The 17,231-nt window shown below is 34.2% G+C and carries 17 protein-coding genes, 1 tRNA gene and 1 pseudogene; 10 read left to right on the top strand and 9 right to left on the bottom strand.

The window, feature by feature from the left end; genetic code table 11:
• Positions 1-26: 26 nt before the first annotated feature.
• Positions 27-2,306, top strand: a complete 2,280-nt coding sequence (locus tag V7719_RS17490) for a TonB-dependent receptor plug domain-containing protein (protein WP_335731276.1) — start codon at positions 27-29, stop codon at positions 2,304-2,306.
• A 10-nt stretch (positions 2,307-2,316) separates the two neighbouring features.
• Positions 2,317-2,862 carry a YfiT family bacillithiol transferase gene (locus tag V7719_RS17485; RefSeq protein ID WP_335731239.1) on the top strand — a complete coding sequence of 182 codons (546 nt, stop codon included), beginning with the start codon at positions 2,317-2,319 and terminating at the stop codon, positions 2,860-2,862.
• Positions 2,863-2,865: 3 nt separating this feature from the next.
• Here V7719_RS17485 and V7719_RS17480 read toward each other — a convergent pair whose 3' ends face one another.
• Positions 2,866-3,549 carry a M15 family metallopeptidase gene (locus V7719_RS17480; RefSeq protein WP_335731238.1) on the bottom strand — a complete coding sequence of 228 codons (684 nt, stop codon included), beginning with the start codon at positions 3,547-3,549 and terminating at the stop codon, positions 2,866-2,868.
• A 30-nt stretch (positions 3,550-3,579) separates the two neighbouring features.
• Between V7719_RS17480 and V7719_RS17475 the strand changes: the two genes are divergently transcribed.
• The 8 genes from V7719_RS17475 (at position 3,580) to V7719_RS17440 (ending at position 9,859) form a co-directional block, all read left to right on the top strand.
• Positions 3,580-4,179 (top strand): alpha-ketoglutarate-dependent dioxygenase AlkB family protein, encoded by a 600-nt coding sequence (locus V7719_RS17475; protein ID WP_335731237.1) that lies wholly within the window; start codon positions 3,580-3,582, stop codon positions 4,177-4,179.
• Positions 4,180-4,558: 379 nt separating this feature from the next.
• A complete protein-coding gene (locus V7719_RS17470) occupies positions 4,559-5,485 on the top strand; it encodes an alpha/beta hydrolase (RefSeq protein WP_335731236.1) in 927 nt (308 codons plus the stop codon).
• Between the two features lie 259 nt (positions 5,486-5,744).
• Entirely contained in the window at positions 5,745-6,605 is an 861-nt protein-coding gene (locus tag V7719_RS17465) for an SPFH domain-containing protein (RefSeq protein ID WP_335731235.1), read from the top strand.
• Between the two features lie 195 nt (positions 6,606-6,800).
• Positions 6,801-6,959, top strand: a complete 159-nt coding sequence (locus V7719_RS17460) for a hypothetical protein (RefSeq protein ID WP_335731234.1) — start codon at positions 6,801-6,803, stop codon at positions 6,957-6,959.
• 2 nt (positions 6,960-6,961) lie between these two features.
• A complete protein-coding gene (locus V7719_RS17455) occupies positions 6,962-7,468 on the top strand; it encodes a DUF1648 domain-containing protein (protein WP_335731233.1) in 507 nt (168 codons plus the stop codon).
• Between the two features lie 69 nt (positions 7,469-7,537).
• The gene (locus V7719_RS17450) at positions 7,538-7,717 is read left to right on the top strand and encodes an Arc family DNA binding domain-containing protein (RefSeq protein ID WP_335731232.1); all 180 of its coding nucleotides are present in this window, start codon (positions 7,538-7,540) and stop codon (positions 7,715-7,717) included.
• 76 nt (positions 7,718-7,793) lie between these two features.
• The gene (locus V7719_RS17445; RefSeq protein WP_335731231.1) at positions 7,794-9,104 is read left to right on the top strand and encodes a DUF819 family protein; all 1,311 of its coding nucleotides are present in this window, start codon (positions 7,794-7,796) and stop codon (positions 9,102-9,104) included.
• Between the two features lie 50 nt (positions 9,105-9,154).
• Positions 9,155-9,859, top strand: a complete 705-nt coding sequence (locus tag V7719_RS17440) for a DUF4369 domain-containing protein (RefSeq protein ID WP_335731230.1) — start codon at positions 9,155-9,157, stop codon at positions 9,857-9,859.
• 63 nt (positions 9,860-9,922) lie between these two features.
• Here V7719_RS17440 and V7719_RS17435 read toward each other — a convergent pair.
• The 8 genes and pseudogenes from V7719_RS17435 to V7719_RS17400 form a co-directional block, all read right to left on the bottom strand.
• Positions 9,923-9,996, bottom strand: a tRNA-Thr gene (locus V7719_RS17435).
• 58 nt (positions 9,997-10,054) lie between these two features.
• Positions 10,055-10,324: a hypothetical protein gene (locus tag V7719_RS17430; protein WP_335731229.1), complete on the bottom strand. Its 270-nt coding sequence runs from the start codon at positions 10,322-10,324 to the stop codon at positions 10,055-10,057.
• 27 nt (positions 10,325-10,351) lie between these two features.
• Positions 10,352-11,323, bottom strand: coding sequence for a type I phosphomannose isomerase catalytic subunit (locus V7719_RS17425; RefSeq protein ID WP_335731228.1), 972 nt, complete (start codon positions 11,321-11,323; stop codon positions 10,352-10,354).
• Positions 11,323-11,730 carry a 6-pyruvoyl trahydropterin synthase family protein gene (locus V7719_RS17420; protein ID WP_335731227.1) on the bottom strand — a complete coding sequence of 136 codons (408 nt, stop codon included), beginning with the start codon at positions 11,728-11,730 and terminating at the stop codon, positions 11,323-11,325. Before V7719_RS17420 ends, V7719_RS17425 begins: the two co-directional genes overlap by 1 nt.
• Positions 11,727-12,254, bottom strand: a complete 528-nt coding sequence (gene idi / locus V7719_RS17415) for an isopentenyl-diphosphate Delta-isomerase (protein ID WP_335731226.1) — start codon at positions 12,252-12,254, stop codon at positions 11,727-11,729. Before idi ends, V7719_RS17420 begins: the two co-directional genes overlap by 4 nt.
• Before the next feature lie 107 nt (positions 12,255-12,361).
• Positions 12,362-14,302 carry an OmpA family protein gene (locus V7719_RS17410; RefSeq protein WP_335731225.1) on the bottom strand — a complete coding sequence of 647 codons (1,941 nt, stop codon included), beginning with the start codon at positions 14,300-14,302 and terminating at the stop codon, positions 12,362-12,364.
• A gap of 10 nt (positions 14,303-14,312) precedes the next feature.
• On the bottom strand, positions 14,313-15,242 hold the full coding sequence (locus tag V7719_RS17405) for a PorP/SprF family type IX secretion system membrane protein (protein WP_335731224.1): 930 nt from the start codon (positions 15,240-15,242) through the stop codon (positions 14,313-14,315).
• A gap of 32 nt (positions 15,243-15,274) precedes the next feature.
• Positions 15,275-17,231: pseudogene (locus tag V7719_RS17400) on the bottom strand (DUF7507 domain-containing protein); the annotation flags it as partial.

Below are 17,231 nucleotides of genomic sequence, written 5' to 3'. Positions count from 1 at the left end.
AAGCTTTACGCTTATTTTTTATAATCGTGTTTTTTTTGAACTTAGGATGTGTTTTTGCACAAACAAATTCAAAAAGCAAACTCCCTCTTGCCGATGTGTTAACGCAATTAGAGGTTAAATTCAACATTAACTTTACGTATTTAGATCAAACCATTGAGAATAAAACTACTGTTTTACCTAATGAAGATCTAACCTTAGAAAAAGCCTTAGAATTCTTGAAATCTGAAACCAATCTCGATTTTATTATTCTAGGTTCTGGAAATGTAGTCATCTCAAAACGCACAAATCCGTTTAGTAGTTTCATAACTCAAAAGCTTGAGGAAGTTGTTATAACAAATTTCTTAACTAAAGGCATTTCTAAAAAGAGTGACGGTAAAATCAATATCAAAACCGAAGATTTTGGAATTCTTCCAGGACTTATAGAACCTGATATTTTGCAAAGCATACAGGCTTTACCTGGAATTATAAGTGTTGATGAACGCGTTTCTAATATTAATGTAAGAGGCGGAACACATGATCAAAACCTTATACTGTGGGATGGCATAAAAATGTATCAATCTGGGCATTTCTTCGGATTGGTTTCTGCATTCAATCCGTATTTAACCAAAGAAGTCAACGTCTCAAAAAACGGAACCAGTGTGAAATTTGGTGATGGCGTATCCAGTGTTATAGATATGCAACAATCTAACAGTCTTGATCAAGATTTTAAAGCTGGAGTGGGTTTTAACCTGATTCATGCAGATGGTTTTGCTAAAGTTCCATTAAATGAACAAGCCGAAATTCAAGTATCTGCCAGACGATCTGTTACCGATTTCATTTTCACACCTACCTATGACCAATATCTACAACGTGTGTTTCAGGATAGTGATTTTTCAAATACGCAACAAGGAAATTCTGAAGTGATATCAAATAATGAACGTTTCTATTTTTACGATATTAATACAAAATTTCTTTACGATCTGACAGACCAAGATCAATTTCGATTTAATTTTTTGACTGTTAACAACCGACTAACTTATGATCAGCAATCTAATATTAATCCGCAAATTCCTTTAAAAAATGAGTTGGAACAAACCAATTTTGCTACTGGAGTTGAGTATTTAAAATACTGGAATAGTAAGTTAACCACTACAGCTCAAGTATATTTTACGACTTACGATTTAAAAGCCACCAATTTTGACATCATCAACGATCAACGTCTTAATCAGGATAATCAAGTTGATGATTTTGGCATAAAGCTAAATGCCACAAACCATATCGATGACAACTTAAAATTGCATGGAGGTTATCAATTTAGCGAAGTGATTATAAGTAATTCTGAAGATTTAAACAACCCTAGCTTTGTAAGTTTTATTAAAGAAGTCGTTAGAACACATTCCATTTATGGTGAAGCCGAATTTACTTCAGCTAATAAAAACACCTATGCTAGAATAGGTATAAGAACAAACTACATTGAAAAGTTTTCTGAGTTTTTCACTGAACCACGACTGTCCTTAAGTCATAAACTAAACAACGATTTTAGATTAGAATTTTTGGCCGAATTAAAAAGTCAAACCACATCTCAAATCATTGACTTACAAAATGACTTTTTAGGCATAGAGAAGCGGCGATGGATTTTGTCTAATAACGAGGATACTCCAATCATAAAAAGCGCACAAGGTGCTATTGGGATTCATTACAATAAAAACAAACTCCTTATTAGTGCCGAAGCTTTCATTAAAGATGTTGAAGGTATTACAGCACGAAGCCAAGGTTTCCAAAACCAGTTTCAATTTGCAAATGCTATTGGCAAATATCAAGTGAAAGGGGTCGACTTTTTAGTCAATAAACAGTTTGATTCGTTTAGCACCTGGATGAGTTACTCTTATAGTAAAAATGATTATGTGTTTGAGGATCTAAACGAAGGTGAGGCTTTTGCAAATAATATAGACGTTCGTCATGCGGCGACCTTTGCGAGCACCTACTCTATAAATAATCTAAAACTAGCGCTAGGTATCAATTGGCACTCAGGAAAACCAAAGACTCCTCCTATATCTGAACAGGATAATTCTAACAATCAAATCGCGTATGAATCTCCTAATAATAGTCGACTGAGCGATTATTTCAGAACAGACATATCTGCAACTTATCAATTAAAATTCACTAACAAACTTAATGCATCCATAGGCGCATCTATTTGGAACCTGTTAGACAGAAAGAATGTGATTAATACCTATTATGCAAAAAACACAGATGGCGACATTATAACTATAGACAATTTATCCTTAGGCATTACACCAAATATTAGCTTTAGATTACGATTTTAATACTTTAATTATGACTTCAGAAGAACTTTATAAATTACGTTTTCCAGTGGGAGAATTTCAAGCTCCAGATTCTATATCATCGGAAATGATTAACTCATGGATTAATGATATTGAACAGTTTCCTAGGTCGATAGAAGCAGCTACAAAAGATTTAGATTCTGAGCAATTGAAATGGCAATACAGACAAGATGGCTGGTCTATTAAACAAGTGGTTCATCATTGTGCAGATAGCCATATGAATTGCATTATTAGATTCAAATTAGCATTGACTGAAGATTCACCAACTATAAGACCTTATCACGAAGATCGTTGGGCTACATTGATTGATGGAAACGATGACAATCTTCAGGACACACTCTATTTACTCAAGGGACTACACGCCAAACTTGGCAAGCTACTACGTAACATTTCCGAAGATCAACTATCGAGAGAGTTTGTGCATCCAGAACATGGCAAACGTTATAGATTAGACGAAACCATTGGTACTTATGCTTGGCATAGTAACCATCATCTAGCGCATGTAAAGCAAGCGATTAAATATAAAGGTGAATTTTAAGCTTTACTCAACTTCAAAATCGAAATAGGTTTTAGGGAAAGGTTCCCAGCGCAACGTAAAATGCCACCATTCTTTAGGGTAGTTCCTGAAATTATTTTTCAGCATCACTTTTTGTAATAATTGTCGGTTAGCCTTTTGTGTTTCTGTCAAATCTGGATTATCCACCCAAGATTCTAATCCGAAGAAATCATACGGACTTCCCATATCTAGAGGCACATTGGTGTTTCCGTCAATAATAGTGAGATCGAGTGTACTACCTCGACTATGACCAGATCGTGAGGCTATATATTCTTCTCTAAATAAATGTCGCTTTTCTACATCTGGATAGAATTGCTGTTTATTAATTGTATCATTTAAATCTTTTGCCCAACTCATAAAATGATTCACTGCACGTTGTGGTCGATATCCATCATAAACACGCAAACATAAATTTTGCTCTTGCAATTCATCTTGTACCTTTTTTAAAGCTTCGGCAGATTCCTTTGTCAAAATGAGTGTGTTGACTTTGTAACCAGCAATAGTATCTCCAACAAAATTGTTATTTGAAAAATAGCGCAAGTCCACGTCGATATCTGGAATAATATCTTTTACATGAACAAATCCATCTGGTAATCCGTTTTTATCCTGCTTAGAGAACGAAAAAGCAACAACAACACATAGGAGAATTAATATTTTGTGAATCTTCATGATATAGCTAATTTAGATAAAATTTAAGTGATGGACTTATTTTCCGAAGAAAAAACAATAATTAAGCTTCCAAATGCTGAGCTGTTATACATAGCGGGTTTTTATAATCCGAAAACAGCCAATCACTATTTTGAGGTGCTCAGAAAATATACAAAGTGGCAACAAGATGACATTACTATCTTTGGAAAAACACACAAGCAACCTCGACTTACTGCTTTATATTCTGAAAACGACAAACCCTATTCGTATTCTAATATTATGATGAATCCCCATGTATTTACTTCAGAATTAACAGAAATCAAATCAGATATTGAAAAAGAAATACATCACAAGTTTACATCAGTCCTACTTAATCTCTATCGTGACGGAAATGACAGTAATGGTTGGCACTCAGATAATGAAAAAGAACTTGGACAAAATCCTGTGATTGCATCTGTTAGCTTTGGAGCGACTAGACCATTTCATTTTAAGCATCGACATATTAAAGAAGAGCGACATAAAATAAATTTACATCATGGTAGTTTATTGGTTATGAAAGGTGAAATGCAGCAGTATTGGTTGCACCAAATTGCAAAGACAAAGAAAGCTATTGATGAACGCATTAATCTAACCTTTAGAACGATTATATAAATACGTGACTATATAAAACGAAAAAACCAAGGTCCCTCAACCTTGGTTTTCCTAATTTGCTTTTTATATGTGATAGATTTAGGGTCTCTAATTCATAACACATGCAAATATTAATTAATTAATCCATTGAACTAAAAACTAAATTTTAGTACACTTCAAATATATAACTCTATTTCAATTTACAAGTTTAAATACATAATTAATCGATGAAATACATCTAATTTTAACATTTACAGATGAAATATTGTATTTCACCGATGAAATGCATCATCAGAAATCATATCTATTTAAAACTTAAACATTAAAATGACATAATATTCGTGATTATTTTTAGTTAACTTTGGTACATCGATTGCATAGAATAATCAAAATTATGATCATGAAATATTGTTTAAGCGCTTTACTCTTTTGTTTTTTTATAAATTCATCCAGTCAAGAAGTCACATATACATCAGAAGAGCTTGCCGTAAATAAACTCATTGATGGTACATTATTATCACCAAATGATCAAAGCAAACCAAAATTAGCCATAATTATTGCTGGTTCTGGTCCTACCGATAGAAATGGAAATCAAAACTTCTTAAAAAGTAATTCTTTAAAAAAATTAGCAGAGTCACTTACAAATAAAGGCATTGCTACTTTTAGATATGACAAACGCATTGTAAAACAAATTCTAAAAAATAAAGTAGACCCGAATATAACTTTCGATGATTTTGTTACCGATGCTATATCTGTAGTCGATTATTTTAAGACAAAAAACAAATACGCCACAATCTATGTTATTGGTCATAGCCAAGGAAGTTTAGTTGGTATGCTCGCCGCTAAAGACCGAGCAGACGGGTTTATTTCTTTAGCTGGTGCTGGGCAATCAATTGATGAAGTTATTACCGAACAAATTAGCACTATGGATCCGTCACTTGTTGACGGCACAAAAAAAGCATTTGAAAGTTTAAAACAAGGCAAAACAACTACCAACTATCCACCAGCACTTGCTTCAATTTTTAGAGCTGATGTCCAACCGTTTATCATGAATTGGATGCAATACAATCCACAAGAGCTTATCAAATCACTAAGTATTCCAACGCTTATAGTAAATGGCACAAAAGATCTTCAGGTATCTGTAGATGAAGCTAAGCTTTTGAAAGCTGCTTCAGAAAAAGCCGAATTAAAAATTATAGACAACATGAATCATGTCTTGTTTATTATTGAAGGTGGTCAACTAGAAAACTCAAAATCCTATAATGAATCTTCAAGGAAAATTTCCGAAGAATTAATAACCACTGTTTCAAATTTCATTTTGAAATAATTCAACTTAAAACATTCTAAAAATTAAAAACGCATCTCAAAGTTTGAGATGCGTTTTTACTAACTAACCAACCAAATGATAAATGTTACTCCGTTATGCGAGGTAATCACTCCTCTACTAACATCATCATAAACATTTATATTTATATTTTATATAATGCAAATGGCGTGCCAAACTCAATTTGCAGGTTAAAAATTTTTGATGTAAATTTGATATCAAAATAATATCATATTGAATTATTTAATTAAAACCTAAACCAATGAACGAAGAAAAAATAATAGTCCCAGCAAACGGATATATAATACTCTTTGCATTCCTCATATTATTTTTTGGCCCAATAGCAACAGCAATAGCGACCCAAAATGGAGAATTTCTATTAATCATCCCAATTGCGATCCTCATTTCACCAGGATTTATCATGGTACAACCTAATTCGTCTCGTGTACTACTCTTATTTGGTAAGTATATTGGTACAGTTAAGAAAAATGGTTTCTATTGGGCAAATCCCTTTTATACTAAAAAGAAAATATCATTAAGAGCAAGAAACTTTGACAGTGAACGCTTAAAGGTGAATGACAAACTTGGTAATCCAATTATGATAAGTACCATTTTAGTATGGAAAGTAAAGAATACTTATAAAGCAGCATTTGATGTTGACGTTTACGAGAATTTTGTACGTGTTCAAACGGATGCTGCAGTGCGTAAATTGGCAAGTATGTATCCTTATGACAATTTTGCAGATGAAGGTGTTGACGAAGATATTACCTTAAGATCAAGTGTAAACGAAGTAAGTACTGCCTTAGAAAGAGAAATTGACGAACGCTTATCTATTGCAGGAATTGAAGTTTTAGAAGCACGAATTGGCTACTTAGCTTATGCACAAGAAATTGCAAATGCGATGTTAAAGCGTCAGCAAGCCACAGCAATTGTTGCTGCAAGACATAAAATCGTTGAAGGTGCAGTTAGCATGGTAGAAATGGCTCTTGAAGAGCTAGGCAAGAAACAAATAGTAGAGTTAGATGATGACCGTAAAGCTGCTATGGTAAGTAATCTCATGGTGATTCTTTGTGGAGATAAAGACGCATCGCCAGTTTTAAATACGGGAACCTTAAGCCATTAAAATGAATAAAAACTAAACATATAGCATCGCTCTTGGTGTAGCATTAGGAAGCAGTTTCGGAACTACGATTGGAGCTGTAACAGGTAATGTCGCCATGGGGGTTGTGTATGGGTCGTTAATAGGAACTATAATAGGTGTTATTCTAGCTTTAATAATTTTTAAAAACGATAATGATAAATCAAATAATGAACCGCTATGAAAGAATATAAAGTAATTGTCCCAAAACTAGGGCTCAGAAATAGACAGCAAAATTTTGAAGATTTACTCAATCAACATGGTCGCGAAGGCTGGATTGTTAACCATATCGCTCCAGGTTGGGCAAGTGTTGTATTAGAACGTGACAAGAATAGATAACAATGAAAACAAACAGACCAAAAATAAATGTGCCTTGGGAACCTCTGGACATTATTGTCGATCTAATATCTATAACCTTATTCATATTGATGTTAGTTTATACAATCATGTATTATGGTGATTTATCAGGCAGTATCCCAACACATTTTAATGTTTTGGGAGAAGCTGACAGTTTTAATGACAAGATTTATATTTGGTTATTACCTATCATTGGTACTGTTACATTTTTACTGTTATTTTTTTTAAATACGAAACCGCACATTCACAACCATATGGTCAACATTACTAAAGAAAATGCCTTAAAAAATTATAGCTTTAGTACACGAGTATTGCGTTTTACTAATTTATTCATAGCTATAATTTTTGCAATCATACACTATGTAATGGTAGAAAAAGGCAGAGGCAATGCTACTAATATTGGTGGATGGTTTATGCCTATTGTTGTTGGTATCAGTATAGGATTACCACTATTTATATTAGTGTATAACAAAAAAATTAATAAGCAATAATGCTAACCATTGTATATCTATATTTAGTGATTATATTGACTATTATAATTATACTATTTACAAAGTAAAATGTCTAAAAAGAAAGCATTTGCATTACGCATAAATGAAGATATGATTAAAGCAATCGAGAAATGGGCTTCTGACGAGTTTAGAAGTACTAATGGTCAGATTGAGTGGATGCTTATGCAATACCTCAAGGAGAAAAACAGACAACCCAAACCTAAAAAAACAGATGAAAGCGACTCTTAATTGAGTGGCTTTTTTTATGCAGGTATAAATACTACTTATTATTTTGTTATTTTGCAGGCACTAACGTATTTTGAATATGGACACAACACCCCTTTTTACTAACGACACCATAGTTTTTGGACTCCTAATGCTCTCATTAGGATTTGTATTTTTAACCGAATCGATTAAAACCGGTTTTTGGTCAAAGTTTTATAAAATAGTCCCTGGCTTATTTATGGCCTATATGATTCCCGCTATTCTAACTACTACAGGACTTATTTCCCCTGAATGGCAAACGGTTTCAGAAGCAGGAGAAGTTACAGAGCATAGTTCTAATTTATATTATGTGTCCAGTCGTTACCTTTTACCCGCAGCTTTGGTATTAATGACACTAAGCATCAATTTAAAGGCTGTCTTTAATTTAGGCTGGAAAGCATTGGTGATGTTTTTCACAGGTACTTTAGGAATCGTCATTGGAGGACCTATTGCTATTTTGTTAATTGCTGCTGTTTCACCAGAAACAGTTGGCGGGTTTGGACCAGATGCCGTCTGGAGAGGCTTATCTACGCTCGCAGGAAGTTGGATTGGTGGTGGAGCCAATCAAACTGCTATGCTAGAAATATATGAGTACAATCAAGCAAAATATGGAGCAATGGTCTTTGTAGATATTGTAGTCGCTAATATTTGGATGGCAATCATATTAATTGGTATAGGAAAACGTGATCGCATTAATAAGTGGTTAAAAGCAGACACATCTTCTATTGAAGAATTAAAAGAAAAAGTATCGACATTTTCAGAAAGCGTAAAACGAAACCCATCGCTTACAGATCTTATGATTATTGGCGCGATCGCCTTCGGAACGGTAAGTATTGCACATTTATGCTCTAACTTTTTAGCTCCTTTCTTTGAAGACTTAGTTGCTGGTATTGAATCGCTTACCACACGTAATTTATTTACTTTTTTAGGTTCAAAATTCTTTTGGATGATTAGTATCGCAACCCTAATTGCCATTTTACTATCAAACACCAAAGCAAAAAACTTCGAAGGAGCTGGTGCAAGTAAATTTGGGAGCGTTTTTATTTACATACTTGTAGCTTCTATTGGTATGAAAATGGATTTAACGCTTATTTTTGATAATCTTGGGTTGATTGCTATAGGCGTTGTTTGGATGACCATTCATGCCTTGTTACTCATTGGAGTTGCCAAACTTATCAAAGCGCCTTATTTCTTCTTAGCTGTTGGGAGTCAAGCTAACGTTGGTGGCGCAGCTTCTGCTCCTATTGTTGCCTCGGCGTTTCATCCTTCATTAGCAACTGTAGGTGTTTTACTCGCTGTATTTGGTTATGCGATTGGTACAATCGCTGCGATTGGATGTACAATTTTAATGGAATTAGCAGCTGCTGGCTAGTATTTGAAAAATAATTATGTCATATTTGCGCTCATAAAAAATCAAACTTAATGAAGCAATTTATTATTGTATTACTCGGACTTTTATTGTTTTCCTGCGGAAAAGAAGAACAGCATGATTTCACACTTAAAGGCCATGTAAAAGGTTTAAAAAAGGGAACGGTTTATCTCCAAAAACAACAGGATACTATAATGGTAACTTTAGATTCTTTGGATATCAATGGAAGTTCAAATTTTGAATTGCATACAAATCTCGCCGAACCTGAAATTCTATTTCTAAAACTTGATAAGAAAGATAATGAAGAAGGCACCGTTGTCTTTTTTGCTGATAAAGGTATCACCGAAATCAATTCGACTTTAAAAAACTTCAACTTTGATGCTGTCGTGAAAGGCTCAAAACAACAAGAGGTTTTAGATGAATATTTACTTATGATGTCTAAATTCAATAATAAAAATCTAGACATGATTAAAGAGAGCTTCGAATCTCAAAAAGCAAAGGACACAAGCAAAATTGCGGCATTAAAAACAGATTTTGATAATCTATTAAAAAGAAAATATCTCTATACTATTAATTTTGCAGTAAACCATCCAGATAGCGAAGTGTCACCTTATTTAGCCATTAGCGAAGTACCTAACACGAGTATAAAATTCTTAGAAGAAATTTACACTAGTTTAAATGATAATATCAAAGCCTCTAAATATGGCGAACAATTAAAAGCGTTTATTGAAGAACGAAAATCCGAAGAAAACCAGTAGGCGTATTCTAAATACATAAAAAAAGTCTCCATTTAAAATGGAGACTTTTTTATTTATGTATAGAGCCGATGGAGGGACTCGAACCCACGACCTGCTGATTACAAATCAGCTGCTCTAGCCAGCTGAGCTACATCGGCTTTTCAGAGGTGCAAATATAGCATTGCTCGCCACATATGCAACTACTCCTAAAAAGATTTAGCTCAACTTATTTAATTTATCGATTAACGCTCTTCCTTTCTCTTCGAGTTCACTATTAATTGCTTTAAAGTGCGCTTTTTTATTCTCTACACTTTTATCATTAACCTTTGCAATCAATTCATCAAAGTTTGAGATAGCTTCGTCAATAATCGCTTCACTCTTCTTTGTGTCTTTGTCTGTATTACTATATTCCCAAACATAAACCGCTTCAATAATATCTCCTAAAACAAAATTGATGTCTTTTTTCAGGTCTCTAATATTTGCCATAATTTTAAAATTTTATTTGCTACAAAATTAAACATAAACTTCTAATAGCTTTGCATTACTAGAAGTTATTTTATAGGTTTTTATTGCTGCTGGAAGCAGTAAGGTTTCGCCTTTCTTAATAAATTCGGAAGCATCCTCTGTTTCAATCATTGCCTCACCTTCAACACACATATAAATAAAGAACGAATCCTTAGTGTTGAGTTTTAAAATGGATTCTGTCACATGAAGAAAGCTCGTCTTAAAATAAGGACAGCTTACCAAGTCATTAGACATGTTCGGTTCTTTTTTATAATCCACTCTGAAATCGTCTTCCATTTCAAAATTGAATGCATCGATTGCAAGATCGTTATGCAGCTCCCTTTCGTTCCCTTTATCATCAACTCTATCCCAATCGTATACTCTATAGGTAATATCACTTGTTTGCTGAATTTCGGCTAACAATACTCCTGCACCAATGGCATGAACGCGACCAACTTCTATAAAATAAGAATCGCCAGATTTGACTTTATCAAAATTAAGAATCTCGGTCAAGGTTTTATCTTCCAGGTGTTTTAAATAGGTTTCTGAATTCATTTTCTGATTGAAACCAACAATCAGATTTGCATCTTGGTCAGCTTGCATGACATACCACATTTCTGTTTTTCCGAAAGAGCTATGACGTTTTGCTGCTAATTCATCATTGGGATGCAACTGAATAGACAAATCTTCTTTTGCGTCGATAAACTTTATGAGTAATGGAAATTTATTTCCGAAGATATCATAGTTTCTTTTACCTAAAACATCTGCTTTATACGTTTCTAAAATAGCTTTTAAGGTTTGCCCTTTTAAGCTGCCATTTACAACAACCGAAGTATCACCTTCTACATCACTAATTTCCCAACTTTCACCAATATTTGGTAAATTAGATGCTTTATTTAGCAGTGCTTTTAACTTCTGTCCTCCCCAAATCTTTTCTTTTAGAATGGGTTGAAACTTTATGGGATATAAATCATTTTTCATTATCCTGAATACGTTACAAAATTACGAGGCGTCTCATATAAGGTGATTTCAACATCAAAGTCTCTATTTAGTTTTGGTTTAATTTTGTTATATATAACGACCACTATATTTTCGGCAGTTGGATTGAGGTCTTTAAATTCTGGGACTTCAACATTGAGATTCTTGTGATCAAATGCATCTTCTACTTCAGCTTTTATAATGTCTTTTAATACTTTCATATCGATAACATAACCTGTTTCCTTATCTATTTCACCTGTAACACTGACAATAAGTTCATAGTTATGACCATGAAAGTTTGGATTATTACATTTTCCGAAGATCTCATCATTTTTCTCAAAGCTCCAATCATTACGATATAAGCGATGTGCTGCATTGAAATGTGCTTTTCTACTAACCGTTACCTTCATGACTTTGAGATATTTATATGTTCGTAAAATTTATCAAAAATAATTTTAAACCAAGCTGTGTAGATTTCTGGATGTAACTCAATGTCAACTTTCACAGCTTCAATTGTCATCCATTTCCAAGATTCTACTTCGTCTGGGTTGATAATGGGTTCATTATTAAAATGGCCAATCATTACATGATCATATTCATGTTCTGTTAAACCATTATCAAAAGGTGCTTTATAGATAAATGAAATACTTTCTTTTAAATCTGTGACAAACCCCATTTCTTCCATCAAACGACGCTTACCGGCTTCCAAATTGGATTCTCCATCTCTTTGATGGCTGCAACAGGTATTGGTCCACAATAGTGGTGAATGGTATTTATGTTTGGCACGCTGTTGCAACATTAGCTCGTTATTATCATTAAAGATAAATACCGAAAATGCACGATGTAAAACTGCATTTTCATGAGCTTCCATTTTAGGCATTGTGCCTATCTGTTCATCGTTCTCATTTACAAGAATTACAAGTTCTTCTGTCATAACAAACAAAAATAACAACTCATTATCAATTTAACTATCAAAATACACTAGAATTAAAAAAGCTGCCTTAAAAAAGGCAGCTTTTAACTTTTATTTAATAGATGCGCTTACATCTTTACGATAATAAACTCGCTACGTCTGTTGAGTTGGTGATCTTCTTCAGAACATTTTACACCATCGCTACATTCATTAAGCAATTGTGATTCTCCATAGCCTTTTCCTGTAAGTCTATCTGCAGCAATTCCTCCTACTTCAACAATATATTTTAGTGTGGATTTATTTCTTCTGTTAGACAATGCATCGTTATACTCAAACGTTGCTCTACTATCTGTATGTGATCTTACATCAATCATCATGCTAGGATATTTTTTCAAAACTGCGATAACTTTCTGTAACTCTACTTCAGCATCTGGACGAATGTTTGATTTATCAAAATCGAAGTAAATAATTGGAATACCTAAAGTTTCAGCTAAATCTGTACCTTCTCCAATTTCTTTTTCGTCTTTTTCTAATAATAATTCGATGTTTAGTTTTTGCTTTTTCTTAGGTGTTGTAAAACGTCGCTCATCTGAAGCATATGTATCTTTTTGACCTCTTATAAGATATTCCATTTCACAAGCTAAATCTTCGAACTTAAAGATTGCGTCGTCACCTACAGTGACTTGTTGCAATGCAGTGCCTTCTCCATCAAATAAGGTCACGATTGCGCCTGGAAGTAATTCAAGTGTTTCTTTGTCTTTTACTGTTCCTTCAACATCTTGAGCACACTCCGGAATCGTGAAACTATAAATATCATCATCCCCTTTACCGCCTTCTCTATTTGACGTAAAGAACCCTTCTTTGGTTCCAATATTTTCATAGTAACCAAAATCATCCATCGGACTATTAATAGGTCGACCGACATTTTCTAGAGCCATTGGTTGTCTAGCTTCTCTTTTGTTTTCAAAATCTCTAATTACAAAAACATCAAGACCTCCCAGACCACTAAACCCGTTAGAAGAAAAATATAAATCACCTTCAGAATTGATAAAAGGAAATGTTTCGTGACCTTCTGTATTAACAGATGCTCCTAAATTTACAGGATCACCTAATGTTCCATCTTCATTAATATCGACTTCAAAAATATCTGACTTACCAAGAGTTCCTAACATATCCGAAGCAAAATACATCTTAGTCCCTTGAACATTAATTGCAGGATGTGCTACACTATACTCATCACTATTGAAATGTACAGATTCGATATCATCCCAATTTCCTTCATCACTTAGAGTTGCTTTAAATACTTTTAAACGATTGGTACCATCTTCACTCTTTTTATATTTCTTTTTGAAATAATTGTTACGTGTAAAATAAATCACATTATCATCTGGAGTGAAAGCTACCGTAGATTCGTGAAACTTGGTATTGATTTCAGTATCTAACTTTTCAACATTACCATATGAACCATCTTCTTGTTTTTCTGCGGAAAAGAGATCAAGGAAAGGCTGTTCGTTCCAGTTGTATTTCTTTCCGTTTCCACGAGACGATGCAAAAATCAACTGGTTCTTATATTGTGTTGTACCGAAATCTGAAACTTCGGTATTAATGTCCAAGTTATATACTTCGAAGTCTCTACTCGCTTCATCAATCATAGATAAGTAATCAACAGTTGACGAAAAAGCTCTACCTCTTAAATCACCTCGATCTTCTGCCGCAAACTTTTTCATCCACTTATCAGACTCCGTATAGTTTTCGATAGATTTTAAAGATTGAGCATATCTAAAGTAGTATTCAGGATCTATACCATCTACATTCATGGTCATTAACTCACCATACCATTTAGCAGCTTCTTCCATTTGGTTATTAAAATAGAAAGAGTTGGCAAGTTTTTGCAATAAATCGACAGATTTAAATCCGTTTTCAGCAACTTCCAAAAGAATTTCACTTGTCTTTAAGTAGGCCAAGTTATCATACTCTTTTGATGCTTGTCTAATTTTTCCTTTTTGGGAATATCCCATAGAAAAAACAAGACTTAAAACTAGGATACATATAATTTTGTGTGTTTTCATAATCATTTTTTTAGAAGAATCTTGGTGATAATATTCTACCTATTTTTTGTAATTCGAAACGTAACATGATTTCATGTGAACCACTGTTATAGTTATTTAAGTTTGTTGTGGTGGCATCATAGGAATATCCTATATATAGACCATCTGTAACTTGAAAACCAGCTAATCCACTAACCGAATCATCCCAGCGATAAGCAACACCTAATGTCAATTTTTTGTTGAATAAAAAGTTAGCCGAAAGATCAGCAATTATTGGAGCTCCAGAAACAGCTTTTACTAAAGCTGCAGGTTTTAACTTTGTTTTTTCACTTAAGTCGAATACATAACCAGCAATCAAGTAATAGTTCATTCGCTCTTTTGCTACCGATTCTTGAAAATCATCATAATGTTCAGTAGTCAAGAAATTAGGTACAGATAAACCAATGTACCATTTTCTGTTATGTAAATACAAACCTGCTCCAACTGTTGGAGAAAACAGACTAATATTTTGATTAAAAACGGCGTCCGGATTTTGAAAACGACCTTTACTCCAATCTGTATCTAATAAATGAGCACCAGCTTTAGCACCAAATGATAGTTTGGTCAATGATTCATTTAAACGAATAGTATAAGAAAAATTAGCGTCTATATAAGTTTCATTTGCTGGACCCAATGCGTCGTTTACAATTGAAAGTCCTAAACCAATCTTATTATTTCTAAGTGGTGCATGGATTGCTAAAGTTTGTGTTTGAGGTGCACCATCAATACCAACCCACTGCGTACGATGCAAACCCGTAACACTTAATACTTCTCTTTGTCCAGCGTAAGCAGGATTCACACTCGTAGTATTATACATATACTGCGTATACTGAGGGTCCTGCTGTGCAAAACTAGTATTAATGGTTAGTGCACAAAACACTAACAGTATTAATCCTTTTACTAATGATGATTTTTGTATCATTTTAATATCGTTTTTAATCTTGCCTTTATTAATTATCTGTTTATGTATAACCATCCTACTCTTGGTTCTGAACCATTTCCTAAATCAATTACATAGTAGTATGTACCAACTGGTAATTTATCACCTTGACTAAGAACAGCTCTCCCATTAGAAGTTCCACCCCAATCATTTCTGTAATTGCTTGTTTCATAAACAATATTTCCCCATCTGTTATAAATCTCTATCCTATTGTTAGGGAAGGTTTCTATACAATCTATGACGAAGAATTCATTAACGCCATCTCCATTTGGAGAGAATTCATTATAAATCGTTAAACATATAGGATCTACTTCTGCAGAATCACTGTTGTTATCCTCATTTTGATCATCACCACCTGTAAAAGCTGTAATTGTTGCTGTATTCAAGTAATCACCAAATCCTAGAACTTCCACTATAATCTGAAGAACTTCAACTTGACCTGGATCTAATTGTCCAACAATCCACTCTCCATCAAATTCAGAATAAGTGCCTGCAGTAGTAATTGCTGAAACAAATGTATATCCACTTGGAATAACTTCTTCAACAACAACTCCGGTAGCAGTTACAAACCCTTCATTAGACACAGTAATTGTAAATGTGACTTCGTCTCCGATAAGAGGCTCAGCTATATCTAGTTCTTTAGTAACTGATAATTCAAAATCAGAATCTGTTTCTGTTACTGTTGGATCATCATCTGAATTACCATCTGCATCGTCACCATCATCACTTGTATCGTCTAGAGTATTGCCATCAGTATCTTCGGCATTGGCAACTACACTATTTATTAAACCACCCGCGTCAACATCATCCTGAGTTATGGTATACGTTGCTATATAAGTAGCTGTTTCTCCAACTAACAAATCCCCTTCTGTACTTCCTTGATCTGAACTTACATATGTTGGTCCAGAATCTAGAGTTAAAGGAATTAAATTGATATCAGTAAACGTATCTGTTATAGTCACATTATCTAATACTACGTTACCAGCATTACTTACAGTTATAGTATAAGTGATAATATCTCCTACACCTATAATACCATCTCCATTATCTTGTACATCAGCAACTTTAACAACATTTAATAATGGCATTTGAGGAAGATCTGTATCGGTTGGATCATCTGGTTCACCATCACCATTATTATCTGTATCGGCTGGATCGTTTGGATCATCACTATCATCGGTAACTGTGCCACCTTGTGGATCAGTTCCATTTACTGTTGCTTGGTTCGTTACAACACCTGCATCAATATCATCTTGTGTGATGGCATATGTTGCTGTGTAAACGATTGTTCCTGCACCTACGGCTAAGTCTTCTAAGTCGGCATCTAAGTCTAGATCCGCACCTCCACTCTGGTAAACTGGTGTTGGCAAGGTTCCTGTTCCGGTAAAGTCTGCTGCGTTTTCTAATACGCTAACATCAAATAAAGTGACATCTCCTGTGTTGCTTACCGTATAAGTATACGTTATAATATCACCCGCAGTCACTACACCATCTGCGCCTAAGTCTAAACTACTTGTTTTTAAGATACTGATCTCTGGATTCTGTGGAATCACTGTATCGGTTGGATCATCTGGTTCGCCATCACCATTATTATCAGTATCTGTTGGATCGTTTGGATCATCACTATCATCTGTAACTGTACCACCTTGTGGATCAGTTCCATCGGCTGTTGCTTGGTTAGTTACAACACCTGCATCAATATCATCTTGTGTGATGGCATATGTTGCTGTGTAAACTATCGTTCCTGTTCCTATTGCTAAGTCTTGTAAGTCTGCCTCTAGATCTAGATCCGCGCCTCCACTCTGGTATACTGGTGTTGGTAAAGCGCCTGATCCGGTAAAGTCTGCTGCGTTTTCTAATACGCTAACATCAAATAAAGTGACATCTCCTGTGTTGCTTACCGTATAAGTATACGTTATAATATCACCCGCAGTCACTACACCATCTGCGCCTAAGTCTAAACTACTTGTC

This window comes from Psychroserpens sp. (assembly GCF_036960315.1).
In the GTDB taxonomy this organism is placed as follows: domain Bacteria; phylum Bacteroidota; class Bacteroidia; order Flavobacteriales; family Flavobacteriaceae; genus Psychroserpens.
The sequence above is the reverse complement of the archived record's forward strand: the minus strand, read 5'-3'. Positions and strand labels throughout refer to the sequence as shown.